Origin of the sequence: Leadbetterella byssophila DSM 17132 (assembly GCF_000166395.1) — a bacterium.
GTDB classification, from domain to species: domain Bacteria; phylum Bacteroidota; class Bacteroidia; order Cytophagales; family Spirosomataceae; genus Leadbetterella; species Leadbetterella byssophila.
Window position 1 is genome coordinate 3,974,356 of record NC_014655.1, and the last position, 25,666, is coordinate 4,000,021.

30 protein-coding genes are annotated in these 25,666 nt (G+C 40.3%); 9 read left to right on the forward strand and 21 right to left on the reverse strand.

Translation table 11 applies throughout. The features are described from left to right. Positions 1–26: 26 nt before the first annotated feature. The 3 genes from LBYS_RS17610 (at position 27) to infC (ending at position 3,738) form a co-directional block, all read left to right on the forward strand. A complete protein-coding gene (locus LBYS_RS17610; RefSeq protein ID WP_013410197.1) occupies positions 27–1,169 on the forward strand; it encodes a tetratricopeptide repeat protein in 1,143 nt (380 codons plus the stop codon). Continuing rightward, positions 1,169–3,121: a threonine--tRNA ligase gene (gene thrS, locus LBYS_RS17615; RefSeq protein ID WP_013410198.1), complete on the forward strand. Its 1,953-nt coding sequence runs from the start codon at positions 1,169–1,171 to the stop codon at positions 3,119–3,121. The genes LBYS_RS17610 and thrS overlap by 1 nt, the downstream gene beginning before the upstream one ends. Before the next feature lie 71 nt (positions 3,122–3,192). Next, positions 3,193–3,738: a translation initiation factor IF-3 gene (gene infC, locus LBYS_RS17620; protein ID WP_041824959.1), complete on the forward strand. Its 546-nt coding sequence runs from the start codon at positions 3,193–3,195 to the stop codon at positions 3,736–3,738. Between the two features lie 62 nt (positions 3,739–3,800). Here infC and LBYS_RS17625 read toward each other — a convergent pair whose 3' ends face one another. Both LBYS_RS17625 and mgrA read right to left on the reverse strand, forming a co-directional pair. Next, positions 3,801–4,304 (reverse strand): hypothetical protein, encoded by a 504-nt coding sequence (locus LBYS_RS17625; protein ID WP_013410200.1) that lies wholly within the window; start codon positions 4,302–4,304, stop codon positions 3,801–3,803. Then, positions 4,301–5,278, reverse strand: a complete 978-nt coding sequence (mgrA, locus tag LBYS_RS17630) for an L-glyceraldehyde 3-phosphate reductase (RefSeq protein WP_013410201.1) — start codon at positions 5,276–5,278, stop codon at positions 4,301–4,303. The genes LBYS_RS17625 and mgrA overlap by 4 nt, the downstream gene beginning before the upstream one ends. Positions 5,279–5,351: 73 nt before the next feature. Here mgrA and LBYS_RS17635 point away from each other — a divergent pair, with 73 nt between their 5' ends. Continuing rightward, positions 5,352–6,620, forward strand: a complete 1,269-nt coding sequence (locus LBYS_RS17635) for a replication-associated recombination protein A (protein WP_013410202.1) — start codon at positions 5,352–5,354, stop codon at positions 6,618–6,620. Between the two features lie 35 nt (positions 6,621–6,655). Here the strand turns inward: LBYS_RS17635 and LBYS_RS17640 are convergent, their stop codons facing one another. The 10 genes from LBYS_RS17640 to LBYS_RS17685 form a co-directional block, all read right to left on the reverse strand. Then, complete coding sequence (locus tag LBYS_RS17640; protein WP_083794560.1) at positions 6,656–8,080, reverse strand: IS701 family transposase; 1,425 nt, start codon at positions 8,078–8,080, stop codon at positions 6,656–6,658. Further along, the gene (locus LBYS_RS17645; RefSeq protein WP_013408218.1) at positions 8,080–8,286 is read right to left on the reverse strand and encodes a hypothetical protein; all 207 of its coding nucleotides are present in this window, start codon (positions 8,284–8,286) and stop codon (positions 8,080–8,082) included. Before LBYS_RS17645 ends, LBYS_RS17640 begins: the two co-directional genes overlap by 1 nt. A gap of 125 nt (positions 8,287–8,411) precedes the next feature. Then, positions 8,412–8,927, reverse strand: coding sequence for a hypothetical protein (locus tag LBYS_RS17650; protein ID WP_013410203.1), 516 nt, complete (start codon positions 8,925–8,927; stop codon positions 8,412–8,414). 12 nt (positions 8,928–8,939) lie between these two features. Further along, the gene (locus LBYS_RS17655) at positions 8,940–9,887 is read right to left on the reverse strand and encodes a glycosyltransferase family 2 protein (protein WP_013410204.1); all 948 of its coding nucleotides are present in this window, start codon (positions 9,885–9,887) and stop codon (positions 8,940–8,942) included. 2 nt (positions 9,888–9,889) lie between these two features. Continuing rightward, positions 9,890–10,579, reverse strand: a complete 690-nt coding sequence (locus LBYS_RS17660) for a tRNA1(Val) (adenine(37)-N6)-methyltransferase (RefSeq protein WP_013410205.1) — start codon at positions 10,577–10,579, stop codon at positions 9,890–9,892. Beyond that, positions 10,579–11,181, reverse strand: coding sequence for a ribonuclease H1 domain-containing protein (locus LBYS_RS17665; RefSeq protein ID WP_013410206.1), 603 nt, complete (start codon positions 11,179–11,181; stop codon positions 10,579–10,581). The genes LBYS_RS17660 and LBYS_RS17665 overlap by 1 nt, the downstream gene beginning before the upstream one ends. Beyond that, positions 11,181–12,938: a D-alanine--D-alanine ligase family protein gene (locus LBYS_RS17670; protein WP_013410207.1), complete on the reverse strand. Its 1,758-nt coding sequence runs from the start codon at positions 12,936–12,938 to the stop codon at positions 11,181–11,183. The genes LBYS_RS17665 and LBYS_RS17670 overlap by 1 nt, the downstream gene beginning before the upstream one ends. 84 nt (positions 12,939–13,022) lie before the next feature. After that, positions 13,023–13,274: a NifU family protein gene (locus LBYS_RS17675; RefSeq protein ID WP_013410208.1), complete on the reverse strand. Its 252-nt coding sequence runs from the start codon at positions 13,272–13,274 to the stop codon at positions 13,023–13,025. Between the two features lie 39 nt (positions 13,275–13,313). Beyond that, positions 13,314–13,757 carry a CAP domain-containing protein gene (locus LBYS_RS17680; protein ID WP_013410209.1) on the reverse strand — a complete coding sequence of 148 codons (444 nt, stop codon included), beginning with the start codon at positions 13,755–13,757 and terminating at the stop codon, positions 13,314–13,316. Positions 13,758–13,899: 142 nt separating this feature from the next. Beyond that, positions 13,900–15,099: a DUF937 domain-containing protein gene (locus LBYS_RS17685; RefSeq protein ID WP_013410210.1), complete on the reverse strand. Its 1,200-nt coding sequence runs from the start codon at positions 15,097–15,099 to the stop codon at positions 13,900–13,902. 85 nt (positions 15,100–15,184) lie between these two features. Between LBYS_RS17685 and LBYS_RS17690 the strand changes: the two genes are divergently transcribed. The 3 genes from LBYS_RS17690 to LBYS_RS17700 all read left to right on the forward strand — a co-directional run bounded on the left by LBYS_RS17690 (position 15,185) and on the right by LBYS_RS17700 (position 18,841). Then, on the forward strand, positions 15,185–16,180 hold the full coding sequence (locus tag LBYS_RS17690) for a GSCFA domain-containing protein (RefSeq protein ID WP_049781404.1): 996 nt from the start codon (positions 15,185–15,187) through the stop codon (positions 16,178–16,180). Positions 16,181–16,213: 33 nt separating this feature from the next. Beyond that, a complete protein-coding gene (locus LBYS_RS17695; RefSeq protein ID WP_013410212.1) occupies positions 16,214–17,317 on the forward strand; it encodes an Mrp/NBP35 family ATP-binding protein in 1,104 nt (367 codons plus the stop codon). An 81-nt stretch (positions 17,318–17,398) separates the two neighbouring features. Continuing rightward, entirely contained in the window at positions 17,399–18,841 is a 1,443-nt protein-coding gene (locus tag LBYS_RS17700) for a serine hydrolase domain-containing protein (protein ID WP_013410213.1), read from the forward strand. Positions 18,842–18,845: 4 nt separating this feature from the next. On the opposite strand, the gene LBYS_RS17705 is transcribed toward LBYS_RS17700, so the two are convergent. From LBYS_RS17705 to LBYS_RS17730, 6 genes are all read right to left on the reverse strand, one after another. Beyond that, positions 18,846–19,724 carry a serine hydrolase gene (locus LBYS_RS17705; RefSeq protein ID WP_013410214.1) on the reverse strand — a complete coding sequence of 293 codons (879 nt, stop codon included), beginning with the start codon at positions 19,722–19,724 and terminating at the stop codon, positions 18,846–18,848. Next, positions 19,721–20,206 (reverse strand): thioredoxin family protein, encoded by a 486-nt coding sequence (locus tag LBYS_RS17710; protein ID WP_013410215.1) that lies wholly within the window; start codon positions 20,204–20,206, stop codon positions 19,721–19,723. The genes LBYS_RS17705 and LBYS_RS17710 overlap by 4 nt, the downstream gene beginning before the upstream one ends. Beyond that, entirely contained in the window at positions 20,166–21,329 is a 1,164-nt protein-coding gene (locus LBYS_RS17715; protein ID WP_013410216.1) for a DUF6596 domain-containing protein, read from the reverse strand. Before LBYS_RS17715 ends, LBYS_RS17710 begins: the two co-directional genes overlap by 41 nt. Further along, positions 21,319–21,648, reverse strand: a complete 330-nt coding sequence (locus LBYS_RS17720; RefSeq protein ID WP_013410217.1) for a YciI family protein — start codon at positions 21,646–21,648, stop codon at positions 21,319–21,321. Before LBYS_RS17720 ends, LBYS_RS17715 begins: the two co-directional genes overlap by 11 nt. Positions 21,649–21,719: 71 nt before the next feature. Next, entirely contained in the window at positions 21,720–21,947 is a 228-nt protein-coding gene (locus LBYS_RS17725) for a ferredoxin (RefSeq protein WP_013410218.1), read from the reverse strand. Continuing rightward, the gene (locus LBYS_RS17730) at positions 21,940–23,187 is read right to left on the reverse strand and encodes a peptidase U32 family protein (RefSeq protein ID WP_013410219.1); all 1,248 of its coding nucleotides are present in this window, start codon (positions 23,185–23,187) and stop codon (positions 21,940–21,942) included. The genes LBYS_RS17725 and LBYS_RS17730 overlap by 8 nt, the downstream gene beginning before the upstream one ends. 141 nt (positions 23,188–23,328) lie before the next feature. Between LBYS_RS17730 and LBYS_RS17735 the strand changes: the two genes are divergently transcribed. Continuing rightward, positions 23,329–23,511 (forward strand): hypothetical protein, encoded by a 183-nt coding sequence (locus LBYS_RS17735; RefSeq protein WP_013410220.1) that lies wholly within the window; start codon positions 23,329–23,331, stop codon positions 23,509–23,511. Here LBYS_RS17735 and LBYS_RS17740 read toward each other — a convergent pair. Continuing rightward, on the reverse strand, positions 23,501–24,130 hold the full coding sequence (locus LBYS_RS17740) for an ATP-binding cassette domain-containing protein (protein WP_041824966.1): 630 nt from the start codon (positions 24,128–24,130) through the stop codon (positions 23,501–23,503). The genes LBYS_RS17735 and LBYS_RS17740 overlap by 11 nt on opposite strands. A 309-nt stretch (positions 24,131–24,439) precedes the next feature. Here LBYS_RS17740 and LBYS_RS17745 point away from each other — a divergent pair, with 309 nt between their 5' ends. Next, positions 24,440–24,940 (forward strand): GNAT family N-acetyltransferase, encoded by a 501-nt coding sequence (locus tag LBYS_RS17745; protein WP_013410222.1) that lies wholly within the window; start codon positions 24,440–24,442, stop codon positions 24,938–24,940. Positions 24,941–24,944: 4 nt separating this feature from the next. Here the strand turns inward: LBYS_RS17745 and LBYS_RS17750 are convergent, their stop codons facing one another. Next, positions 24,945–25,184, reverse strand: coding sequence for a hypothetical protein (locus tag LBYS_RS17750; RefSeq protein WP_013410223.1), 240 nt, complete (start codon positions 25,182–25,184; stop codon positions 24,945–24,947). A 104-nt stretch (positions 25,185–25,288) separates the two neighbouring features. Continuing rightward, positions 25,289–25,603, reverse strand: coding sequence for a DUF6686 family protein (locus LBYS_RS17755; RefSeq protein WP_013410224.1), 315 nt, complete (start codon positions 25,601–25,603; stop codon positions 25,289–25,291). Positions 25,604–25,666: the final 63 nt, after the last annotated feature.

Here is a 25,666-nt window from a genome sequence, read left to right on the forward strand (position 1 = left end):
TGAATTTTGCGTACTTTCGGCTTTTTATGAGGTTAATTCTATTCTTTGTTTTTTCTTTTTCGCTTTGGAGCTGTTCTGACAGCTCTAGATCGGCATATAATATTCCTGAAGTGGAGAAGGAAGGAGTAGACGTGATTTTGGAACAACTATCTGAAAGTATCAAGTCGAATCCCAGTAATGCCGCGCCTTATTATAGGCGTGCGTATTGGCAATATAAGTTGGGAAAGTATGATGAAGCGCTCATAGATATCAGTAGAGCAGAGCGTCTGAATCCCAATTCCGGTGAGATACTTTATCTCAAAAGTGCTATCCTTTACAAAGCAGGTAAGCCAAATGCATTAGAAAATGCCTTATTTGCGGAAGATCAGGATTATGAGACACCGGAACTTTTTACTTTGATAGGAAATCTTTATTTGGATCAAAAGAATTACCAGAAAGCTGAGTTGTACTTTAAGAAAGCAGAAAGTATATATCCTTATTATGGGGAAGTGTTCAGGGCTAGAGGAAAGTATTCTGCCCTTATGGGAGATACTGTGACAGCCATAAGAAATTATAAAAAAGCATTAAGTTTTAGATCTGATTTGTTTGAACATTATGATGAATTGATCAAGATCTATCTGAAATCAAGGCAAGTAGACTCTGCTCTATATTTCAATGAATTAGCCATAGCCAGGTTCCCTGAAAATTCCGAGCTAGAGTTTAACAAAGGCTTGATTTTGGAAAATGCAGGTTTACTCGATAGTGCCGCTGTGGTATATAGATCCTTTTTAAGGAACCAACCAGAGCGTACTGAGGTTTATGAAAGAATAGGGAATCTATATTTTCGAAAGAAAAATTACCCTGCAGCTTTTGCTCAGTACAATAGGTGGGCTGAGTTAGAGCCGAATAATGCAGTAGCTAGGTTAAAAGCCTCTAGGGCCTATGTGGCTCAGGGAAATTTGCCTGCGGCTAAGTATTATTTGATAAAAGCTCTGGAAGCCATACCGGATAATACGGCTTTAAAAGCGGAGTTGAATGCAGTAAATTATAGGATTGAATCTGGTAACGATAGGTTCAATGCTCCACAAGAAGAGGAGGAGGAAGATCCGAGAATGCTGCAGATGGATTTGAAACAATTGCCAAAAAAGAGATTATTAAATAGTAGAGATTCTACGAGAAATAAGCGATAATGGAGATCAAAGTTACACTTCCCGACGGAAGTATCAGAGAATTCGAACAGGGTACTACCCCCTATCAAGTGGCGCTTTCCATCAGTGAAGGTTTAGCCCGTAATGTATTAGCTGCCAAAGTGAATGGCAAAGTTGTGGATGCAAACACGCCTCTGACGGAAGACGTGACTCTTTCTCTTTTGACCTGGAATGATGCTGAAGGTAAATCAACCTTCTGGCATTCCTCTGCACACCTTATGGCTGAGGCTTTAGAAGCCCTTTATCCTGGCGTTAAATTCTGGGTAGGGCCTCCGGTGGAAAATGGATTTTATTATGACGTAGATACAAACGGTAAGCCTATTTCCTCTGATGACTTCAAGAAAATTGAAGACAAAATGTTGGAATTAGCACGTCAGAAGAATGAATACGTAAGAATTCCCATTAGTAAAGCAGATGCTTTAAAATACTTTGAGGAGAAAGGAGATGAATATAAATTAGATCTACTGGAAGGTTTGGAAGACGGACAAATTACCTTGTACCGTCAAGGAAACTTTACAGACCTTTGTAGAGGGCCACATATCCCTAACACAGGATTTATAAAAGCCGCTAAGATCATGAACGCTGCGGCTGCCTATTTTAAAGGAGATCAAAACAATAAGATGCTTACCAGGGTATACGGTGTGACTTTCCCTAAAGCAAAAGAATTAGAAGAGTATCTTCATTTGCTTGAGGAAGCAAAGCGTAGAGACCACCGTAAACTTGGTGCAGAGCTTGAAATCTTCACTTTCTCTGAAAAGGTGGGTAAGGGTTTACCTTTATGGTTGCCGAAAGGTGCTATGCTGAGAGAGAGATTGGAGAATTTCCTGAAAAGGGCTCAGTTAAGATCCGGCTATCTGCCTGTAGTTACTCCACATATTGGTAGTAAGCAGTTGTACGTAACATCTGGTCACTGGGACAAGTATGGTGAGGACTCTTTCCAACCCATCAAGACACCGGAAGAAGGAGAGGAGTTTATGCTAAAACCTATGAACTGTCCTCACCACTGTGAGATCTTTAAATCTAAACCAAGATCTTATAGAGACCTTCCATTACGTTTGGCAGAATTTGGAACTGTTTATAGATACGAACAAAGCGGTGAACTTCACGGATTAACTCGCGTAAGAGGCTTTACTCAGGATGATGCGCATATTTTCTGTGCGAATGATCAGGTAGAGGATGAATTCAAAAAGGTAATTGATTTGGTTCTTTATGTATTCAAATCTTTAGGTTTTGATGATTATTCTGCACAGGTCTCTCTTCGTAGTCTGGAGAACCGTAGTAAATACATTGGCTCTGATGAAGATTGGGACAAAGCAGAGAAGGCTATAGTAAATGCTGCTGCAGAAAAAGGTCTTAAAACGGTAGTAGAATACGGAGAAGCGGCATTCTATGGGCCGAAATTAGACTTTATGGTGAAAGATGCTTTAGGCAGAAAGTGGCAGCTGGGTACTATCCAGGTTGACTATAACCTACCTAAGCGTTTTGATTTAGAATATGTGGGTTCTGATAATCAGAAACACAGACCTGTGATGATCCACCGTGCACCTTTTGGTTCGATGGAGCGTTTTATCGCTATTTTGTTGGAAAATACGGCCGGTAACTTCCCATTCTGGTTGTCTCCGGAACAAATTGCAGTGCTACCTATTTCTGAAAAGTATGAAGACTTCGCAAATGAAGTATTCTTGATCCTTCAGGAAAATGACATCCGTGGCTACATAGACCATAGAGCAGAAAAGATCAGTAGAAAGATCAGAGATGCTGAAGTGGCGAAGGTTCCATTGATGTTAATAGTAGGTGAGAAAGAACAAGAGGAAGGTAGAGTATCCGTTCGTAAGAAAGGCGAAGGGGATTTAGGATCCTTCTCTGTTCAAGAGTTTATTGAATTTGCTAAAAATGAGATAAATAAAAATATCCCCACTTTTGGGAATAATTAAAAAGTAAGTAATAAATTTGGTCGATTTTCCAGAGGGAGAATCGACTTCTAAAATTTTATATGGCAAAAAACATGAGAAGACCGATGCGTCCACCGGTTAGAAAAGAGGACGAACACAGAATTAACGAGAAAATCCGAGGAGTACAGGAGGTCAGATTAGTAGGGGAGAACGTGGAGCAAGGAGTTGTTCCTTTTGTAAAAGCTTTGGAAATTGCTAAAGCACAGAACTTGGATTTAGTAGAAATCGTACCTAATTCCGCGCCACCGGTTTGCCGGATCGTAGATTACTCTAAATTCAAATACGAGCAGAAAAAGAAACAAAAAGAACTCAAAGCCAAGCAAGTTAAAACAGTCATTAAAGAGATCAGATTTGGTCCTCAGACAGATGATCATGATTATGAGTTCAAATTAAAGCATGCAGAAAACTTCTTAAAAGAGAACTCCAAAGTGAAAGCTTACGTGCACTTTGTAGGTAGACAGATTGTCTTTAAAGAACAAGGGTTTAAACTTTTAGAAAGGTTTACTGAAGCTCTTTCCGACTTAGGAAAGCCTGAAGCTCCGCCAAAATTAGAAGGTAAAAGGCTGAATGTAATTATCGCTCCTAAGCCTAAGAAATAAGATATGCCCCCAATAGTATAGAGTGCCCCCAAAAAGTTAGATACTAATTGGGGGCATTTTTATTATAAGTTTAAAGCCTCTGCAACTTCCATATAGTTCTTGGTATTCAAACCGGCCACTAACTCTGAGGAGGCAATGGCGACTACCTTGAATACCATATTGCTTTGCGGAGCAGGGGTTTGGGCATCATCGTCTTGCAGGATAAAGTTGACCATCCCTGTGCCGTATTGGAAAAAGAGGTGAGAATTGTATAAGAATGCCTGTCCCCCTTCATCTACCCAATAATCCGTGTAGGAGAATGGGATTTGTGTGTATACGCCATCATTGCCTTGTAGGTAGCAAAGTACAGCCCCGTTCGTGGCTATGTCTGCAGTTATAATAGAAGAAGCCTTCCTAGCTTCCCAAGCGAAACCATCTCCTTGCCAGTTAGATGGACTTACTGTAATGATTTGTGTTTTAACATTCGCATTGCCGTCTTTACCATCTGCTCCGGCAGGACCTTGAGGGCCTTCCACTTTACATGATACAAAGATGACGCTTAGGAGGAATAATGAGAGGTATTTCATAAGTTTAATATTTGTTCGATTTGTACTAATTCTTCATTACTGTATTCTTTGTTCTTTAAGGCTTCCAAGGAATCTAATAATTGGGAAGTTCTGGATGCGCCTATAAGAACAGAGGTTATTCGAGGGTCTTTGAGTAGCCAACTGATAGCCATCTGCGCTAAAGTTTGGCCTCTTCTCTGCGCCACTTCATTTAGTTTCTGAATTTTCTGTATCGTTTCCGGTGTAACTTCTTCTTTTTGTAGAAATCCTGTAGACTTGGCTGCTCTGGAATCTTCAGGAATACCGTTTAGATACTTGTGGGTAAGAAGCCCTTGCGCTAAAGGCGAGAAAGGAATACATCCTATTCCTTTTTCTTTCAATACGTCCAATAAGCCATTTTCAGGATCTCTGACTAACATGGAGTACTTCGGTTGGTGAATCAAACAAGGTGTACCTAATTCTTTAAGAATGGCCGTTGCTTGTCGGGTCTGCTCCGGGTCATAATTGGACAATCCCACATATATGGCTTTCCCTTGTCGAACTATACTATCCAAAGCCCCCATAGTTTCTTCCAAAGGTGTTCTTGGATCAGGTCTATGGGAATAGAAGATGTCAACGTAATCTAATTTCATTCGTTTCAGGCTTTGGTCACAGGATGAAATGAGATATTTTCTTGAGCCCCATTCACCGTAGGGTCCAGGCCACATTCTGTAACCAGCCTTTGAGGAAATGATTAATTCGTCTCTGTATGATCTAAGGTCTTTTTTTAGGATTTTGCCAAAGTTTTCTTCCGCTGAGCCAGGTGGAGGGCCGTAATTATTGGCCAGATCAAAATGGGTGATGCCTTTGTCAAATGCTGTTAATAGGATTTCTCTATAATTCTCATAGATATCTACTCCACCGAAATTATGCCATAATCCTAGAGATATTTCAGGAAGGAGTAAACCACTTTTACCGGATCGGCGGTATTTCATGGTATCATAGCGTGAGTCCATAGGTTGGTTTTTTATCTTGTCAAATATACAGGTATTCGAATGGAATTCTGTATTGAAAAGTATAAATTTGGGTGTGAATCATTCCATTCCTTTAGCAGAGAGAATCCGTCCCCGTAATCTGGACGAGTACGTGGGGCAGGAACATATATTAGGGCCTGGTAAGCCGTTGAGAAAGGCTATAGAATCAGGTATGTTACCTTCCATGATCTTATGGGGTCCTCCGGGTGTGGGTAAAACCTCTTTGGCTTTTCTTATCGCTGAAGTAAGTAAAAGACAATTTCATAATCTTAGTGCTATCTCAGCAGGTGTAAAGGATTTACGGGAGGTTTTAGCTAGACCGTCCGGATTATTTCCGCCTATACTCTTCATAGATGAAATTCATCGCTTCAATAAATCTCAGCAGGATGCGCTTTTAGGAGCAGTAGAGAAGGGTAAGGTTACCTTGATAGGAGCCACTACTGAGAATCCGTCTTTTGAAGTAAATTCAGCACTCCTAAGTAGGTGCCAAGTGTACATATTAGAAGCTTTTGGACAGGAAGAGCTTCGGTGCTTAGTGGATAGGGCATTAAGTGAGGACGAATTGCTGAAAACACTACCCATAGAAGTCATAGGTACAGATTCCCTTTTCCGGCATAGTGGTGGTGATGGGAGGAAGTTGCTTAACCTATTGGAACTTGTGATTCTAGCCCAGCAGGGTAATGACCCTATCAAAATAGATGATGAGACTGTAGAAAGCCTGGTTCAAAAGAATTTTGCCAGATATGATAAATCCGGAGAACAGCATTATGATATAGTTTCGGCCTTTATCAAGTCCATTAGAGGTTCAGATCCAAACGCAGCCTTATATTGGATGGCTAGAATGCTTGTTGCCGGAGAGGATGTGAAGTTTATAGCTCGGAGAATGTTGATAGCTGCTTCAGAAGATATAGGACTTGCTAACCCAACAGCTATGATGGTGGCGAATGCATGTATGGATGCAGTGATGAAAATTGGATATCCGGAAAGTAGAATTATCTTATCACAGACGGCGATCTATTTAGCCACCTCTCCTAAGTCAAATGCGGCTTATAATGCCATTAATCATGCCATGGAAGTGGCAGAACGTACTTCACATCTTCCGGTACCTGTAGATTTGAGAAATGCACCTACCAAGTTAATGAAACAAATAGGGTATGGGAAAGGATACAAGTATTCGCATGATTACCCCGGGCACTTCGTTAAACAGGATTTTCTTCCGGAGGATCTGAAAGGATTTAAGTTTTACCAACCGGGTGAAAACGCCAGAGAGAATGAGATCAAAAAGAATCTGAAAAACTGGTGGGAGGAATGGTATGGATATTAAAATAGGGGCTTAAGCCCCTATTTTCTCCTCTTTGGCTAATTTCTGTTGTAAAATATAGCTTCGATTGCTGGATTGTTGATTTTACCCAACTTTGCCATTTTTTGTTGGAGTTTTGCGAAGTCGGTTAAATTAATTTGTACACTTTCAAGCCAGTTTTCCATTCTCACACGATTGAGTAAATCTCCTGTGGTAATTCTTTTTCTTTTTGCGTTTTTGTACCATTTAGTTCCTGGAAGTTGCTGCGATTTTTTTTCGTTTGATTTGTGAGCTGCCAGTAAGATCATTGCATAACATGCTGATATAAATTGTGGCACTTTCTCGACAGCTGTTTTCTCACGCACTTGTGCCTGTCCGCAGCCGATCAATGTTTTTTGATCACGAAAGCCTACCTCTATTTCCCACCTTCTAATGTAAGCCTGTACAAGTAATTGGATATCTATATGCTGGGAGGTAGAAATTAGATAGGCAGGGTTTCGGTAAAGTAATTTGGAGCTTTTTGTAAGTCGGTAACTAACTGGACGAATAATGACTAGCATCAGGTTTCGCTCCCCGGATTTCCTCCACCTAACATTTTTTAGTGTTTTCACCTCAAAGACTCGTTTTTTACCTGCTGCCCATGCTTCTATCTTTTGGTATGGTATTTCTGGACTTTGCCGTATTTGTTCTGGTGTAGGTAACTCTCTTCCAAAATAAGGTTTTCTTCCCCTTTGATTTATTTTTACTTCGGCAGGAGAAAATAGCTTTGCATCTTTTCTTATTCTCCCTATTAATTCCACTCCGGCTGGCAGCTTTTTTATTACCGTTTCGTTGGTGTAACTACCATCAACACTTAACACCACCTTCTTATTAGAAAAACCGTCCGCATTTAAATCTTCTCTTAGAGAGAGGATACGCTGCAGACCTACTGCACTCATCTTCTCTTTCTTGTGTTGTTGCAAAAAAGTAGCTGTGGTTTGCTCGTCAGCGCCTTTAGTAGGCTTTTTTACTGGTGGACAATGGGTAAAGTCAACAGGAATTGCTCGAGAAGGCCCAAACACTCCCTTTTCTAGTAGCGATAAAGACACTTGAATAAAACGCTGCCCCCACACAAAATTACTGCTAAATGGCGGACCAAGTGGATCACGCATCCAACCCGTTCCGAAGATTTTCTTTCCTCGTTTACGTAGTAATGTATCGTCCATATGAGCATAAATATAAGGATGCTCCCAACCGTTAGTAAGTACTACTTCTTTGCGTATACAGCCAAATATCTTGCTCATATTCATTCGGCTGCCCTTAAAAAGGCGATAGGTAGCCGACCAGTCCAAGAACTGAGCACCACTGGCCGTTACCATTCCCGTAATAGTACATCGGCCAACACACGATAAAACACCTAAAGCAAGAGTCCGAGCTCGCTCAAAGGTTCTAAGTTGATTAAACGCTGGTAAGCACTTTTCAAATAATTCCCGAAAAGAACAAATTAGACCTTCCTTGGGAGTTTTTTTTTAAGCTCTTTTACAGAGTCGTCACTACGCTGTAGAACCAAACGTTGATGATCGTCAATCACCCATTCCACCACTTCTCCTTGCTGGAACTCTATGGCTTGCGCAACAGCAGCAGGAAAATTTACGTACCACTGCTCACTCTTGGCTCTCTTAATTAATTGAATTTTCGTCGGATATCCCATGTCTAGTCGTATAACTAGATATAAATCTCACAAAAAAATGCGACAAATCAAAATCTGACGCACTTTTTTTTATATATCTAGTAAATAACCAAACTCAAGAAAATAGGGGCTTAAGCCCCTATTTTTTATTTTGTGAAGTTAAGAATAATATCCAAACTTGTAAAAAGACTTACTATAAAAAGGTCGTCCGCTAATTCTACGTACTGAGATAAGGAGTTTAAGGCTTCTAGAATCTCAGGTTTCGACATTTTTAAATGAAGTTCATTGTTTCTAGCATCTATGATTTTTACTTTTATTGGGATTTTATTAGCAACGTTAGTAGCTGCAATTTTAAACTCAATATAATCTCCTTCTAAAGTGTAAGTGGATTGATAAATACTGGTCTTTCCAAAAAATCCCTCTGAATCCATATCTATGGCTAAATTAGATTCAAATTCGCCATTTTCTTTGATTTGAATATATATTCCCCCGGCGCTAAAATCTAAGGCATTAGTAGAATCTGATCCAAAAATGTTCATCTTAACTTCACCTGTCTGTAATGCCCAGTTTCCTTTAACATTATCTGCAGGCTTGGGGTCTTTGTCTTTGCTGCACGCGCTGATGGTAAATAATAGGAGTAATAAATAAACTGCTTTTTTCATTATAGTTTTTCTTTAAGTTTTCTCGGCTATGGTGTATTCATCTTTTTTAACGCTATTTCTAACTAATAACTCGCCTAAGAATCCGGCTAGGAACATCTGCGATCCTATGAGGGCGGCAGTTAATCCCAAGAAGAATAGTGGGTTATCAGTAACGTTACGATAAGGTTGATGGTTATAAATACTATACAATTTTTCTCCAATCAAATAGGTTGCAATAGCTAAGCCTCCTAAAAAGGACAGAATCCCAAACAATCCAAAGAAGTGCATAGGGCTCTTCCCGAATTTGTTCACAAAGGTGATCGACAATAAATCCAGGAAGCCATTAAAGAAGCGTTCCAATCCAAATTTTGTGTGACCGTATTTTCGTGCCTGATGATGCACTACTTTTTCGCCTATCTTTCCAAAACCACTCCATTTGGCTACTACCGGAATGTAGCGGTGCATTTCACCGTAAATGATGATATTCTTGGTTACTTTGCTGTTGTATGCCTTTAGTCCGCAATTCATGTCATGAAGAGGGATATCATGAATCATTCGGGTGGTGGCATTGAAGAGTTTTGTAGGCAGAGTTTTAGTGATGGGATCATATCTCTTTTGTTTCCAGCCGGAAACGAGATCATATCCATCCTCTGTGATCATCTTATACAGTTCAGGTATTTCATCCGGACTGTCCTGTAGATCGGCATCCATAGTAATAACCACCTGACCTTGGGTTTCATTAAAGCCCGTTTGTAAAGCGGCTGTTTTTCCATAATTCTTAGCAAACTTAAAACCTCTTACCTCGGGGTTGTTCCTTGCTAAGTCCAGGATGATATTCCAAGAATCATCATTACTACCATCATCAATAAAAAGAACCTCATAAGAGAAGGCGTGATTCTCCATTACACGCTTGATCCAGGCATGTAATTCTCTTAAAGATTCGGCCTCATTATATAGAGGGATAACTACGGATATGTCCATTTTTAAAAGAGGAGATAATAGTCTCTCAGAACCTCGGCAAAGATACCACTATATTTCTCGTTTTCATAAATATTCCACTCTTCCACTAGAGTGGAAGACGGTTTTTTTAGTGAATAGCAAGCGATTTCCCGAAATATGGGCTTGTCCTTCCGATGTCTGATCAAGTATTGTTTTTCTGTCTGCCATTCAGGCGATTGGCTTCTGAATTGCTCCATTTCAAAAGGAGGTAGGAGGAGCCACAGTTTGCCGTCTTCTGCGAGTAGTCTTTTGGCACATTCACTCACTTCTTTCCATTTTAGGAGTGAGGCATGATGTGCCAAATTCTTCTTAGGGTCCGGGGAGGAGAGCCTATTCTCATAAAAGGGAGGATTACAAAATATCACTTCATATTTCTCCTTTGGAACAAAATCTTTAATGTCTTCATAGAATACCTTTATTCTTGAAGCGAATGGGCTGTCCAGAACATTTTCTGTAGCGTCTTGTACTGCGCCTGAATCAATCTCTACGGCGTCAATAATTAAAGAGGGGTTACGCTGTGCCACCATCAGACTTAGGAGTCCGGTTCCTGTTCCAATATCTAGGGCTCTTTTAGCATCGGAGGCTTCTATCAATGCCCCAAATAGACAGGAATCAGTACAGACCTTCATGGCAGATCTTTCCTGCCTAACCATAAACTGCTTGAATCTAAACATTACTTTCTACCGAAATCTGCCGGATTTTCACCCCACCATTCCGTTTCCCACTTCAAGATCTTGTTCTGAAAGGGGTGAGTTCGGAGCCAGTGTTCTGCTCTTTCTAAGAGTACAAAGAGCTCCCCATTTCTAGGAGTTCTTTCCAGCTTAGTATTTGCTTGTTTCTTTTTTACCCAGGAAATGGCTGTCTTTGAGTCAGAGAAGATAGGTGCATCTGAGCCATGTTTATGTAACAAAGCTAAAGCATGCACTATTGCTAGAAATTCTCCGATATTATTGGTGCCATCAGGAAAGGGGCCTTTGTGGAATAACTTTTTCCGTGTAAGAAGGTCTACGCCCTGGTATTCCATATCTCCCGTTTTGGTATTCCATGCCGCATCCACAACCCATGCGGGGAAATTTGGCAAGGGTTGTTTGATACTTGGTTTAGGGGCTTGAACAGATTTAAAAAAGCCTTTCTTCAAGGCTTCTTCTGCTTCTCTGCGGGTTTTGAAGGATTTGTATTGAGCTCCTTCAAAGCCTTCTACACTTTTCTTGCAGCTATCCCAATCTTCTAAAATGCCCGTCTCCCTGCCTTTCCACACCACATATACTTTTCCCATCAATGCAGTTCTCCGGTTAGACAGTCGTATGTATGTTTGAAAATTTGGTTATAATCCTGTTCTGAAACCTTTCTTACGGAGAAGTCCACTTCCCCAGCATAGAATGCTCTCACTTGTTTTACCAGTTCAATGTTTTTCTGAATGAAAGGGTGCTTAGGCGTGGCTATAGCCGTACCAAATTCATTGATATCTGGCTTGTACATTAGATTCAGAGGAATAATATATCTGGATCCGTTTAATGCAGCACATACCGGTACAGGTTCGTATTCCTCGCTTCCGCAAAGTTCATTGTATACTTTCTTCGCCAGTATGAATTCCTTTTCGTTTTCTCCAAATAGTACGGCAAGGCGCTTACGAGCGGGAGCGTTTTTGATTTGGGTACTAAGGTGGTTTAGAAGTTGCTGTACTTCAAACTGATTTTTCCCGCTTCTTATTCTTTCAATTAGAGATTGACGAATGAAGTATGTCAGAGAGTTGGTGATATTAAATCCTACTTCCGCCATTTGTTTAAAGATGAAGGAAGATGGAGACATTCCCGGTAAGGTATTCGGGTCATGTAGAACCACGACATCGTCTTCTGTAATGAAACCATCAATTCTGCAAATCACGCTCATACCTGTGGCTTCGAATGCTTTTAATACATCTTCATGTATCTTCTCTAGGTTAGCATCAGAGGTTTTAACCGGTATTCGCTTTTTGCTGACAGTGCTCTTGTATTTGGCTTTAAAGTCAAAAGTGGCCGTTTCTCCATATACCTCAGCGGGAGGTAAAGGTAGAACTCTACCTTCGTCATCTTGTATAACTCCGCAAGAGAATTCCTGACCGCTGATAAACTCTTCAATCAAGACATAGTCTTCTCCGTTTACGCTGTTTAGCTGCGCTACTTCATGCTGAGTCAAGTACTCGTCTAACTTCTTTAGAAGTGTAGCTGGATGGTAGATTTGCTCTCCATCTAAGACTACTGGAAAACCTATGCCCTCATCCAGATTGCTCATCTTCTCCATGACGTTTTTCTTTCTGCGAGGAGAAAGTTTATCCCATTCTTTCTTTGTTATAAAGGTTTCAAAGAAGCATTGGGACATGGCTTTGGAGAATTCTTCCAGACTTCTTTTTCGCACTATAGCTACTCCTATAGAAGATCCTTGATGCGGAGCTTTAACTACAAATGGAAATCCAAGTTTTGCAATTACACTGGAGAATAGTTTAGATCTATCACTAGTATTCCATTCTCTTTTGCTAATGGTAAGATATTTCTTTTCCTGGCCCGTAGCATAGGCCATCAGTTTGTTTTGGAAAGGCTTGTTTATGCCTACAGCTGAACCTAATATGCCAGGGCCCAGGTAAGGAATATTCAGCCACTCTAATAGACCCTGGATGCTGCCATCTTCAGCAGATGGGCCATGCATTACTACAAATGCAAAGTCCATATAGGACTTTAATTCTTCTATTTTGACTTGTGAGCCTATTTTATAGATGAGTTTATACAACTGAGAGACTTTTAATGGTCCCAGAGATTCTATATAAACTTTGTATCCATTATTCTGATTCTTGGAAGGGTAGAAGCTACGAATATCAGCTTCGTTTAAGATGGAAGGTTCTACGTGTATAAAGTTGCCTAAACTATCTACAAAGATAAGAACCGGCTCAAAAAAGCGTTTGTCCAGATGCTCATAAGCGGTACGTCCACCGAGGAAAGAAATTTCTCTTTCTCTCGACTGTCCACCAAAAAAAATTCCTACTTTAATTTTTTTGTCCATAGTGATTATGTGGCTGTTAATAATGCAAAAAGTTGCCATCTGACGATATCAAAGGCAACCCGCTATCACTTACAAGAATGATGATCAATAGGTATCCAACGCCACGTTAACTGCCTCTACGCTCTTAATCTCAGGCACATTCTTTAGGATGGCTTCTTCTAGGCCGGCTTTGAACGTCATGGAGGACATAGGACAAGAGCCGCAAGATCCTGTAAACTCCAGTTTTACTACCTTATCCTCGGTTATCTCCAACACTTTCACATTCCCACCATCTGCAATGAGGTACGGTCGTATATTATCCAGGGCTTGCTCCACTTTTACATTTAAATCTTCCATCTGTAAACCATTAGTACTACAATATTACAAATTTATTCTTCATTTAGTTTGCCTAGTTCCAAATAATTGTGTGTAATAACCTTGATAAATACCCACTCCCATCTCCCTTAGGGCGGGATTCATTACATTCTTGCAGTGGGAAGGGCTATTTTTCCATGCCAGCACCACTTCAGTAGGAGTAGGTGTATATCCGCTGGCGAAAAAAATATTTTCTGCGTAGCTGAAGAAACGGTAGCCCTGAGCTTTTAATCGGTCGCCCGGAGTTTTACCTCTTTTGGAGATATGAGAGAAATAATTTCGTTTATACATGTCCTCGCTATGCAAGCGAGCCGTCTTCTCTAAAGTGGAGTTCCAAACTACCGGAGGGGCGGCAGGGAAATACTGATTTCCACACTCACAACCCGCCGCTCTGATTTCATTAACCAACTGTAAATATTCGCTTCTGGGGACAATTTGTAATAGTATAAGCAGTAGGAAAGCCATTCGTTTTTATAGATTAAACGCAAAAGTCACAGGCTTTGATGTGTAGTTTAGGCAAAAAAAATGGAAACCCTAAAAGTGTTTCCATTTCAATGTTTCTCACAATATTTATAGAGTATTTATCCTGACGTGTTTATTAGTTTCTTTATTTAGTTATCACTTTAATTTTTGGAGAATCACCACCCTTACCTCCAGATACGGCATCTATTCTGACTGCAGGTATTCCGTTCTTTGTCAACACTCTCTTAACGGCAAATGCGCGCTTATTGTTAAAAGGAGTATCTCCTGATGCAGAAAAGGCTGTAATCTTAACTTGTAGTCTGGAGTTTTCTTTCATTAGTGTAGCTATACTATCTATGACAGCTACTGAAGTCGAGTGAAGGGTAACAGAATCCGTTACAAAATTAATAGATTTAAATTCAAATTCCTTACCTGCTGCCTCAGATTTATTTAAAATATATTTTTTAAATGCCGAAAACTCACTTTCTGTTATTGGTGAAGGAGTTACCTTCACTTCTGTAGTTTCAACTTTGGGTTCTTCTATTGCTATTTCCTCTTCTACAGGAGTCTCAACACTTTCAACCGGAACTTCTTTCTTGCTAAAGAAATTGAAGCCTCCATTCTGGGTGTAATACCAATAGGCTCCACCGCCTAGAATCAGGATTCCTAGTAGAACGCCTATCCATATTCCCGCTCCTGAAGACTCTTTCTGAATTTCAGGATATACAGGTGCTTTAGCAGGGGTCTCCTCCTTAACTTTTGGGGCATTCGGAGTTTCTACCTTTTTTATAGGAGTAGGTTTGCTACCCAATAATTCATGAAGTCCCAAAGAAGGAATCATTTTTTCTAGTAATGATTCCGGTATGGCTTTGATCAATGGTTCATGGTGCTCCCTTAAGATTTTGACCATTTGGTCTTTGTCCATATCCTTACTAAACATCACTACCAGAACATTGGCTATGATATTTGCGCCTAAGGATGTAGTGCTTTTGCTTACTCCTGAATAGGTGCTAACCATACTCAGAAGAGGGCTTTTATAAGCCGGAAATACCTGTGAAATAATTTTAGATCCGTCTGCCTCAATCTTGCTAATTACAGATGGTTGGCTAAATATGCTTGCAAGATTCTCAGGAAGGTCAATTCTCTTCGCATTTTCTTGAATCTGATTGTAAAGCATGTTCGCGCTCATGTCGCTATATGTCTTACGTAGCATGCCCGCTAAAAGGGTATAAAAGATACCTTTTACCGTCACATTTAGGTCACCGTGAGTTGTGGAGGTGTAGGATTTGAATTTTTCAATAAACTCGTCATTGACGATTTCATCAAAACTCTCAAATAAATTCATAAGGAAGCATTTTTATAATTAAAGTTGCAAAATTAAAAATATTTCATGGCACGCGGTATTTTTACATTGTATTTATTTATTAAGGATGAGGGAGATGCTAAGTAGGAAGACCATATCATTAAAGACAGAAGTTAATTTTAAAGAGTACCCGTTTCGTCTGAATCATCACTCAGGGATCATTACCATGGGTTCTTGTTTTTCAGAAGTAGTAGGAGAATTCTTAAGTAATCGAAAATTCGAAGTTTTGAGTAATCCTTTTGGAACGGTATATAACCTTTATTCCATTGTAAATCTATGGAAACATGCCCTCGGAGCTAAACCCCTTTCTGATAAACATTTCGTTGAGAAGGATGGACTTTTCTTTCATTATGACCTGCATTCCTCCTTTTATGGAGTGTCCAAAGAAGATCTTTGGGATAAGATCAATCTAGCGGCAGCAACCTTCTTAGAACATTTAAAAGGTGCTGATCTGATGATTCTCACCTTCGGAACAAGCTATGTTTATACCTTTGAAGAGGAAATAGTGAATAATTGCCAAAAACAGCCCGCAAAACTTTTCCAGAAAAGACTACTATCTCTGCAAGAGCAGATTTCAGTTTTTGAAGAAGGATTTCATTTGATCAGAACTGTCACACCTGATATTCAATTCCTGATCAGCGTCAGCCCGGTAAGACATATCAAAGATGGTGTAGTGGAGAACAGCCTATCAAAGTCTCTGCTACGAGTTCTTTGTGACCTAATCACCTCTACCCAAGTACATTATTTCCCGGCCTATGAAGTCATGCTGGATGAGCTACGAGATTATAGGTATTACAAAGAGGATCTCATCCATCCTAGCACTCAAGCAGAGCATTTCATTTGTTCCCTCTTTATGGAGTGCCTAGTGGAAGACAACGCCAAGAAAATATCGGAAAATTGGTCGAAAATTATCCAAGGTATCCAGCATAGGCCTTTGCAGCCGGGCTCTGAGAGCCATATAGCATTTTTGAATAATTTACTGAAGAAAATAGAAACGTTCAGACCCTATTTTGATGTTACTAAAGAATGGGAAGAGGTTAAGGCTGAACTTCCCAATGCGTAGGTCTGTTGTAAAAGTATACCGCAATTATTATTCATGGGTGAGTTTTCTATCACAAAAGAAAAGATATTAGCATCTTTAAGTACTGTAGAGGAACCGGATCTGAAAAAGGATTTGGTGACGCTAAATATGATCAGGGACATAGAAGTAGGGGTAAATCAGGTACGTTTTACCGTGGTTTTAACCACTCCTGCTTGTCCTTTAAAGGAATTGATTCGTCAGCGTTGTGTTGAAGCCTTGCAAAGGGATTTAGGCACAGACTTTGAAATCAATATTCAAATGACTTCTGACGTCACGGCAAATGCTCAGAAGAGCATTATGTTGCCCGGCGTGAAGAACATCATTGCCGTATCTTCCGGAAAAGGTGGGGTAGGTAAATCTACCGTTACCGTTAACTTGGCCATGGCGCTTAAAAAGGCAGGAGCGAAAGTTGGAATCTTGGATGCAGATATTTCCGGTCCATCCATTCCTATCATGTTTGGAGCTGAAGATCTACAACCTTTAGTATCTGTCAAAGATGGGAAGAACTTTATTTCTCCTATCATGCAATACGGAATTAAAATGATCTCTATAGGCTTCTTAACGCCTGCTGATTCAGCGGTGGTTTGGAGAGGACCTATGGCTAGTCAAGCCTTGAAGCAATTTTTCGGGGACGTAGATTGGGGAGAATTAGATTATCTATTATTGGATATGCCGCCGGGTACCAGTGATATTCACTTGACACTAGTACAAACCGTTCCTGTTTCAGGAGCTGTGATAGTTACCACACCTCAAAAAGTGGCTACCGCAGATGCTACCAAAGGCGGATCTATGTTTAGCCAAGGTAACATCAATGTGCCTATCTTAGGGGTGATTGAAAACATGTCCTATTTTACTCCAGCAGAATTACCAAACCATAAGTATTATCTGTTCGGTGAGGGTGGGGGTCAGCAATTGGCAGACAAATTTGGAGTAGAGTTACTTGGCCAAATTCCCATCGTTCAAGCCATCAGAGAAGGTGGAGATGAGGGACGCCCGGTTACCATGGACGAGCATGAGGTAGTTACTTCTGCATTCATGAATGTGGCAGAGAAACTAGCGCAGAAAATAGCCATTAGAAATGCTACGCTACCGGCTACTCAACCGGTAAGTGTTAATTGATGGGGGATTTGGTCCCCCATTCTTTTTATCTTTGAGTTCTGCAGGTTTTTTCCATATTTGTATTCTCAAAATCAACCTGCTATGAAAAGAATACTCCTTCTGCTTCTTTTTCCTCTATGGCTTTCAGCCCAAAATCTCCCGAAAGATATAGGAGAGGGTATAGATCAAAATGCCGTACTAGAATTTCTAAAAGAGTGGCAAAAAGACCATGAACCTCATAGCATTATGATCGTGAGAGGAGGTAAGGTTATTACAGAAGGATGGTTTAACCCTTTCTCTCGGGAATACCCTCATACCTTGTATTCTGTCAGTAAGAGCTTTACGGCTACCGCTGTAGGTTTAGCTTTAGAAGAGGGGCTTCTGGATTGGAATAAACCCATTATCGAATATTTTCCTGACAAGATACCTCTTAACCCTTCCGAAAACTTGAAAAAACTGAAGATCAAGGATCTGTTAACCATGAGCTCTGGACATGAAAAGGAACCTATTCAGATCGTGGGCGAGGAGGATTGGGTAAAGGCCTTTCTGCATACTGATTTCCCAAATGTTCCCGGAAAACGCTTTTTGTATAATTCTCCGGCAACCTATATGTTATCTGCATTAGTGCAGAAAGCTAGCGGGAAAACAGTTTTGGATTATTTGAGGCCCCGTTTATTTGAGCCTTTAGGAATTTCAGGTATGGACTGGGAAGTAGACGCTCAAGGTATAAATGTGGGCGGATGGGGATTACGTTTGACTACTGAGGATTTGGCTAAATTCGGCCTATTATTTTTGAACAAAGGAAAGTGGGAAGGAAAACAAATTCTTCCTCAGAAATGGGTAGTTGAGGCCTCTTCTCCCCAAATTTATCCTACAGTAGGCGTAACGGATGACTTGATGAAAAATAGCGACTGGCATCAGGGTTATGGGTATCAAATGTGGAGAGGCAGGCATAATACCTTTAGAGCGGATGGGGCCTATGGCCAAAACATTATCGTGGTACCTCAATTTGATGCTGTTATTGTCACTACCGGAGAAAGTCCTAATCTTCCAGGCCTTCTGAATTTGATCTGGAAATATTTATTGCCGGCATTGGAAAAAGGAAAGGTGGTACATGAGAACTTTCCGGGGGAATTAAAGGCTTTGGCTTTACTGCCGTTATCTTCTTCCATTAAAGGAAACCTAAAGGATTTAAAGTTCTCAGATCCTTCGCTGAAGGGCATACGTTTTGAAGATAGGTCGGGCAACTTATGGGTGAGCTTTCAAACGGACTCTGTGGAACACAAGATCCCTTTTGGGAATGGTGAATGGATAAAATCTAACACTACCATGAAACCTCCTCATATCTTTCCGGGTATCAAAACGAATAAAGAAGTCATTTCGAAACATGCCGTTGCCGCTTCGTATGCGTGGAGATCTCAGAATGTTCTGGAACTGCAGTTAAAGTATACAGAGAACATACACACGAGGTATTATACTATAGATTTTACAAAATCAGAGGTGAACTATAAGAGTATATTGGGTAGTCCTCAGGTTTATAGGTAGGAGCCTACCATTTGTAGGTAGGCTCGTAGAAGTTCCAAATGAGCTTGGCAATTCTTCGTGTCAATTCTTCCGCTTCGTTAAGAGGGGTCCAACTCTGATCTTCGTTGTTTTTTGTCAGGATGCAAAACACGATATCTCCATGAGGAGCATTGACCAAAACCACTTCTCCGCGGGCTTGGTTTACGGAGCCGGTTTTCGATATGGTATTCACAGTAGGAGGAAGACTAGACAGGGAACGCTCATTGTAGTACTGATTCTTCAAGTATCGATACATCTTTACAGATTGCTCCTTATTGATGATTTTTCCTTCCCGAATGAGGGTAAATAGTGTGGCCATCTCTTTCGGTGTAGTCTGGCCCCAACCGTATTTCTCCCATATCTTCGCTCTACCTTCCGTCCTGGAATTAACTTTAGTGTCTTTTAGTCCATAATGATCCATCAATTGGTTTACCTGAATTCCGCCGCCGGCTAATTCTTGTATCCATAAGGAAGTGACATTGTCACTATAGGTTAACATCAAAGAGATCATGGTAGATAGATCTGTTTTGGCTGAATCCTTGTAGAACTGCATCAAACCCGAACCTCCATAAACCCTTTTGGCATCATAAATGAATTCCTGGTCCAAGTTATATTTTCCATCATGGATTTGATGGAAAATGCCTACAAGTAAGGGAACCTTCACCAAGGAGGCAGTTGGAAATACCGTATCCGCTTGGATCCTGACCTCTTTCCCGGATTTGAGATGCTTCACGTAAACGCCTATTTCTCCACGAAATCCTTTAATTTCTTGTTCGATCTGCCTTTGTAATTTCTGCTCCAACTTCTGAGCCATTGAGGAAAAAGAGATCAGTACTAGCAAAAGAGTGTAAGCTAATCCTTTCATTTTTTACTGTAGGTTGCTGGAGAAACGGCAGCCGGAGCCCAGTCTTGTAAAAATCCAAATACCTTTTTGGTACTGTGCCCTTTACCTTCTTCTAGATAGGCAGAGTTTTGAGTATGAAGTCGCTGTCCATCTCCATTCAAGATAACAAATACCGGGAAGCCAAACCTTTGAGGATATCCTAATTTAGCTAAGGTTTCTTCGTTTTTGTTTTCTGGGCTAAAGTTCAAATGAAGCACTTCGTAGTTGTCCTTCATATAGGTGCTTAAAGTGTCGTTCTTTTGCACCAAATCATGGAATAATAAACACCAACTGCACCAATTACCACCCACCTGTACAAATACATGCTTACCGGAGTTTTTGGCTTTTGCTATTGCAGTGTTCAATTCCGCCTGCGCGTCAGCCTCCGGATGATAGATCTTGGGTTTTGTTTGAGAAGCTGCACTAAAGCTTATAATTAAGAAGAGTAGGATTAATCTTTTCATTTAGGTAGAGTATTTTTTTCTCAAAGAAACGAAGATCTGCGGGATTTTCAGTGTAATTACTGGCTTCTTTATACTTGCTTATTGCAGATACGTAATTTCGCAAGCGTTCATATAAGTACGCAGCGGCAGAAATAGAACTCAGAGAGGGTGGAAAGGTGAGGATGAAGTCTAAGCACTCTTCAGGATCAGATATATGGCTTTTAGCGATGTAGTAATTCAATTGTAACTCATCACTTAAGTGCTTTATTTTAGAATAGAGTACAGTGATCTTTTGCCAGTCTGTATCTGCAAAAGTAGGGGAGCTGCTATGTATCGCAGATATCAAGGCGAGCAGAAAGTAGTGATGAGTGCTACGTCCGGCTTGGCGGAGGTAAAAATATCCTTGTTGGATCAATGGTTTATCATATAAGGTTCTGTCCTGTTCTGGTAGTGGGACAAATACACCATTATTTAGTCGTGCGGGGAATCGAGCTAAATGGAAGTGCATTAATGCCAACAGAGCATATGTCTCAGGATTGGGCTCAATGTATTGTGCATATTTAATGGCCACAAAGCACATGTGTTCTGAAAGAGCCTCTTTAGCGTCTGTTCTTTTGTAACCTTCATTAAAAAGCAGGTATAAGAATTGTAATAACTGAGAGGAGGCTTTCGGAACTTTCGGTGCCAAATCCCTATTGTAAGATTCTCTGAGAATGCCGGTAGATCTTTGAAGGATTTTTTTGACATTCTCTGGCTGAATCTTTAGTGCGGAGGCAATCTCCTTTCTGCTTAAGCCTCCTACGTAGAAAAGGGCCAGGGCCAGTCGGTTTCTATCCTTCGTTTCTATATTCAATAGAAAGTCAAGTAGAGTTAATGTGACATCGTCTTCATCTGCTTTATGTCCAGATGGATCAGGAGGTAGATGAGGGATATTTCTTTTTCTAAGAAAGTGTAGAAGTTTCCTTTCAGCTACCCGATACAGCCAAGCGCCAGGCTGGAGAATTTGGCCTTCGAAACTTAAAGAAGCTTCGAAGGCATCGTGAACGGCATCTAGAATATCGTCAAAATCTACCTGTTTGTACCTTTGACACAGGGCATTTAGAACAGGAGTAAAATGATGGATATATATACTATCAGCCTTCATTCATTATTTCTCTGATTTCTATTCGCGCCCCGTATTTGATATCAGGGCACCCCATAGCTAATCCTTTTACTTCTTCGAGGCTAGATGCTTTAAGGAAGTAGTATCCGCTTACGCACTCCTTGGTTTCCACGTAGGGGCCATCTATTTCTTGATTTTGAGAGATGATTATTCCGCCCGGTTCAAGAGGATCTCCGGATATAAAGTGATCTCCCAGACTTTCTATCCAGGCCATATGTTCCTGGATGACTTCTTGGAGGTGTTCGTAGGAAGTGTCCTCCGTCTGAGTTTCCTCTCTGATTAAAAGTAAGAAGGTTTTCATACTGATTTTTTTTGGGTAAGATCCAAAAGAGGATCATTTGGGGACAAAATAGATAAAAAAAGGAGCCTATTTTAGACTCCTTCCATTTTTATGACATTTACGGGGCAGGCTTTTAATGCCCTTTCGTTATCTTCTACTTCATCCGGTCGGATTTGCGCCATATAGACACCTTTCTTTTCTATTCCTCCCAGAAGTACGGCTTTCCCGTCTTTTTTACTCATTCTCCATCTATCAAATGCTATTTCTACACAAGCATTGCAGCCTATGCAGCGCTGCCGATAATGAAAAAGTTTAGGCATGGGCTTCCACTATTTTGTACAACTTATCAGAAGGACGGATTTTTTCGTTGATTTTCAGAGAGATGGTATTTCCTTTTCCTGCTTTTGCGACAGAATCTCCAGAACCTAAACGAATTTCTTCCGCTACGGTCTCAATCAAGCCGGTAGTTGGACCGGTCACGATCAAACGATCGCCCACGTTAATGTCGTGGCTTTCTAATAAGAATTCCCCTACACCTATTTTATCAAAGTATTTAACGCCTTTACCGATGTAGATTTTTCTAGTGGTAGCGATGGATCCATGAACGTTAGACCATTCTCCCATTTTTCTGCCCAGATAGTATCCGTCCCAGAATCCTCTATTGTAAACTTCAGATAATTTTTCTTTCCAAATAGCAACTTTCTCAGGGCTGTAAGTGCCATCCTCAAAGGCATCAACGGCTTCTCTATAGCATTTGGTGGTGGTATAAACATAGTCTGCAGCTCTACCTCTACCTTCAATCTTCAATACTCTTACTCCGGCTTCCAGGATTTTGTCCAAGAAGTCTATGGTACAAAGGTCTTTGGCAGACATGATATATTCGTTGTCAATCTTCAGCTCGATACCTTCCTCGTCAGTAACGGTATATTCTCTACGGCAGTTTTGGATACACGCTCCACGGTTTGCTGAGGCATTATGAGAGTGTAGGCTGAGGTAACATTTTCCAGAAACCGCCATGCATAGGGCTCCGTGAGCAAAGATTTCTACTTGAATAAGTTCACCTTTAGGGCCTCTGATGTCATGTCTTTCGATTGCTTTAACGATATCACCTACCTGTTTTAAGGTGAGCTCTCTGGCCATCACCATGACGTCAGCGTAGGAAGAGAAGAGTTCTACGGTCTCGATATTTGTTATGTTCGACTGTGTACTCACGTGTACTTCCATGCCTACCTTTTTGCAGTAGTTCATCACGGCCAAATCTGAAGCAATCACCGCAGTAATTCCGGCTGCTTTAGCTTGGTCTATGATTTTACGCATCAAGGAAATGTCATGATCGTAAATGATAGTATTCAGGGTGATGTAACTTTTGACCCCGTTATCTGCACACAGACGGGCTACTTCCGGTAGATCGTCTACCAAAAAGTTATTGGTTTGACGTGCCCGCATGTTCAACTGCTCTACCCCGAAATAAACGGAATCTGCGCCCGCCTTAATGGCCGCTGCCATGGCTTCTTTGGAACCTGCAGGTGCCATTACTTCAAATTGGGAACTTCTTTTCATTCTAAACGGGAAAAAATTATGCAAAAATAAAACAAAATACAGAGATACTAACAGATAATTTTACGTATTGATTCATTTCAATACTGATTTCTATTTGGGCTTTTTGAGTAAATCTTCTACATTTGAACATATTTGCCTCCCATGAATAGAAATACATTAAATAAAATTGCTGCCATTGTGGCTATTGTTTGCGGCGTCATGTTAGTTAGCCTTTTGGTATTGACTGCTCCGGATTTGAGGCCTCAAACCGTGATTACCTGGAAATTTGTGATGGGATTTTTGTTTATCGCCATTGGTATCTTTGCCTTAAGAGTTAAAAGGTAGGGGCGTAGCCATCCAGATTGCTGCTTTCTTTTAATATGCCCTCTTTCATCAGGTAATTCCTTTGAGTGATTTTTTGAACCTCTTTGTATAGATGGTCTGATAGAATAATTCCTTTTTTCTGACGGGAGGCGTGTAGAATTTTCTGTTGTAACTCTTCAATGAGGATGGGTGAACAGCCAGTAAAAGGTTCATCTAAGAGCAGGTAGGGGCAGGGTCTACTTAGCACAAAGTAGATCTCTAAACATCTTAACAATCCTCCTGGTAAGTTCTTGATCTTAAGGTCTTCCTGTTGTAATAGAGTAGGATTGAGATACGCTTCGTCAATGTACGGGAAGATTTGTTTGCACTTTAAATGTAAAGGAATAAATGGATCTTGAGGAAGATAGGCTATTTGCTGGCTTAACTGCTCAGTGGTTAAAAGCACTTCATTATTGACCTTGATATATTTTTGATCTGCTTGAAGGCTACCGTGCAGGATCTTCATTAAGGTAGACTTTCCGGAACCATTTCTTCCTAATAGTCCCACTATTTCACCCTCATTACATTGAATGTGTACATCGGATAGTACTTTTCTATTACCAAAACTTTTCTGTATGCTGTCTGCTTGTAGAAAGTTCATAGGAATATCAATATAAGGGATAGGGTGAGCTGTATAGACCAAAGTCGGGATTTAGTAAACCTCAAATTGTGGTAAAATATATAGTAGGAAGGGTGGAGGAATTCATAGTAAGTATAGCAGGCCACCAAATGAATTAGTGCATAGATCTTGAAGGAATAATTCCATCCTAGGGCCATAGCTCCTATTGCACTAAAAATGGTACTGTATAGAAATATGGGGCCGTAAAATAGTAGCCAAACTTTGATTTTGTGCATCTTCTGATTTGAATAAGGTAATATTATTCTAAATTTCTGAGAATTATAAATTTCTATGAAACTTGCTTTAGAAAAATTTACTTTTGATGACTTCCCCCTGTATTATAGCTTAGTTAGTAATGAAACCGTGATGAAGGGTATCAGTTATGGAGCATTAGGTCAGGAGGAGGCAGAGATTAGGTTTGGTAAATTACTTTATAATAGTAATTTACATAAAAATTTTGGATTTTACAAATTTTTGGACCTTGAAAATAATGATTTTTTGGGTTTTGGGAAATTAGAGATAGAGCAGTTAGGGGATGAGCAGGCAGAATTAGGATACATTATAGTTCCGGAACATTGGCGGAAGGGCTTAGGTACTAAGTTGAGTAAGCTCCTTGTAGAAAAAGCCATCGAAGATGGATTAGTACATACCCTTTATGCCATCATTGATCCGAACAATGAAGCATCCCGAAAAATCCTAAAAAAATGTGGATTTGTATTTAAAGGATACCAAAATTTAGATGGGGCACAAGTAGAAGTTTTGGAAAGAAAATTATTTAATCAAGTCCGTTAAGGAATTATTTCAGACGTGGACATTTAAATCCGGCTTTTCTCAAAGCACATTCCACTTGCTGTATACTTTTGACATGGGGGCATACCACTGAAATTTCACAGGTTTCAAAATCTACATCAAAGTTTGAAATACCTACGTTCTTAAGTTCTATGCTTAAGGTTTCTAACTTAAGTAGGGAAGGAGGATCAGTTCTAAAAATAATTCTTTGCATTAGTTCAGGAAGTTGTGGATGAGGTTCTTTCATTTTCTGTCTTTAAAGTATCCCATTCCCTGTGAGAATAGTGTCCCCAATGGTTCTGTGAAGTGTATTTTTGGGGCTCATTCCAATCTTGATGGTATATGGACCTCTTAATTAGGCCTGTTCAGGCACTCGTGGATCAGATTTTGAATACTTGCAGTTTCTATTAGATCTATAAAGTTTTCTAATTCATATGGGGTAAGGATCATCATGGCTGACCCATTTTTCAGATGAATACACTTTTCATGTAGCCCGTACGCTTCTGCTTCATTCCGCTTTGCATAGAGGTAATTGGCAAATACCTCAAAATCTTTGATGGACATCCCGAAGAGCGATGTTCCAAACGCAATTTGGACCTTTGAACATTCTGCGCAACGCGTCACGAACCCATTCCTGTTATTCACCAATACTTTAGTATGACACATTTATTTAGATCAATTACAAATAATAGACAAAGTTATAAGCTCCATGTCTATGTTCCAAGGTTT

Coding starts and splice junctions, on each gene's coding strand:
- LBYS_RS17610 (WP_013410197.1), top strand. CDS start 27: ATGAGGTTAATTCTATTCTTTGTTTTTTCTTTTTCGCTTTGGAGCTGT.
- thrS (WP_013410198.1), top strand. CDS start 1,169: ATGGAGATCAAAGTTACACTTCCCGACGGAAGTATCAGAGAATTCGAA.
- infC (WP_041824959.1), top strand. CDS start 3,193: ATGAGAAGACCGATGCGTCCACCGGTTAGAAAAGAGGACGAACACAGA.
- LBYS_RS17625 (WP_013410200.1), bottom strand. CDS start 4,304: ATGAAATACCTCTCATTATTCCTCCTAAGCGTCATCTTTGTATCATGT.
- mgrA (WP_013410201.1), bottom strand. CDS start 5,278: ATGGACTCACGCTATGATACCATGAAATACCGCCGATCCGGTAAAAGT.
- LBYS_RS17645 (WP_013408218.1), bottom strand. CDS start 8,286: ATGGGATATCCGACGAAAATTCAATTAATTAAGAGAGCCAAGAGTGAG.
- LBYS_RS17650 (WP_013410203.1), bottom strand. CDS start 8,927: ATGAAAAAAGCAGTTTATTTATTACTCCTATTATTTACCATCAGCGCG.
- LBYS_RS17655 (WP_013410204.1), bottom strand. CDS start 9,887: ATGGACATATCCGTAGTTATCCCTCTATATAATGAGGCCGAATCTTTA.
- LBYS_RS17660 (WP_013410205.1), bottom strand. CDS start 10,579: ATGTTTAGATTCAAGCAGTTTATGGTTAGGCAGGAAAGATCTGCCATG.
- LBYS_RS17665 (WP_013410206.1), bottom strand. CDS start 11,181: ATGGGAAAAGTATATGTGGTGTGGAAAGGCAGGGAGACGGGCATTTTA.
- LBYS_RS17670 (WP_013410207.1), bottom strand. CDS start 12,938: ATGGACAAAAAAATTAAAGTAGGAATTTTTTTTGGTGGACAGTCGAGA.
- LBYS_RS17675 (WP_013410208.1), bottom strand. CDS start 13,274: ATGGAAGATTTAAATGTAAAAGTGGAGCAAGCCCTGGATAATATACGA.
- LBYS_RS17680 (WP_013410209.1), bottom strand. CDS start 13,757: ATGGCTTTCCTACTGCTTATACTATTACAAATTGTCCCCAGAAGCGAA.
- LBYS_RS17685 (WP_013410210.1), bottom strand. CDS start 15,099: ATGAATTTATTTGAGAGTTTTGATGAAATCGTCAATGACGAGTTTATT.
- LBYS_RS17690 (WP_049781404.1), top strand. CDS start 15,185: ATGAGGGAGATGCTAAGTAGGAAGACCATATCATTAAAGACAGAAGTT.
- LBYS_RS17695 (WP_013410212.1), top strand. CDS start 16,214: ATGGGTGAGTTTTCTATCACAAAAGAAAAGATATTAGCATCTTTAAGT.
- LBYS_RS17700 (WP_013410213.1), top strand. CDS start 17,399: ATGAAAAGAATACTCCTTCTGCTTCTTTTTCCTCTATGGCTTTCAGCC.
- LBYS_RS17705 (WP_013410214.1), bottom strand. CDS start 19,724: ATGAAAGGATTAGCTTACACTCTTTTGCTAGTACTGATCTCTTTTTCC.
- LBYS_RS17710 (WP_013410215.1), bottom strand. CDS start 20,206: ATGAAAAGATTAATCCTACTCTTCTTAATTATAAGCTTTAGTGCAGCT.
- LBYS_RS17715 (WP_013410216.1), bottom strand. CDS start 21,329: ATGAAGGCTGATAGTATATATATCCATCATTTTACTCCTGTTCTAAAT.
- LBYS_RS17720 (WP_013410217.1), bottom strand. CDS start 21,648: ATGAAAACCTTCTTACTTTTAATCAGAGAGGAAACTCAGACGGAGGAC.
- LBYS_RS17725 (WP_013410218.1), bottom strand. CDS start 21,947: ATGCCTAAACTTTTTCATTATCGGCAGCGCTGCATAGGCTGCAATGCT.
- LBYS_RS17730 (WP_013410219.1), bottom strand. CDS start 23,187: ATGAAAAGAAGTTCCCAATTTGAAGTAATGGCACCTGCAGGTTCCAAA.
- LBYS_RS17735 (WP_013410220.1), top strand. CDS start 23,329: ATGAATAGAAATACATTAAATAAAATTGCTGCCATTGTGGCTATTGTT.
- LBYS_RS17740 (WP_041824966.1), bottom strand. CDS start 24,130: ATGAACTTTCTACAAGCAGACAGCATACAGAAAAGTTTTGGTAATAGA.
- LBYS_RS17745 (WP_013410222.1), top strand. CDS start 24,440: ATGAAACTTGCTTTAGAAAAATTTACTTTTGATGACTTCCCCCTGTAT.
- LBYS_RS17750 (WP_013410223.1), bottom strand. CDS start 25,184: ATGAAAGAACCTCATCCACAACTTCCTGAACTAATGCAAAGAATTATT.
- LBYS_RS17755 (WP_013410224.1), bottom strand. CDS start 25,603: ATGTGTCATACTAAAGTATTGGTGAATAACAGGAATGGGTTCGTGACG.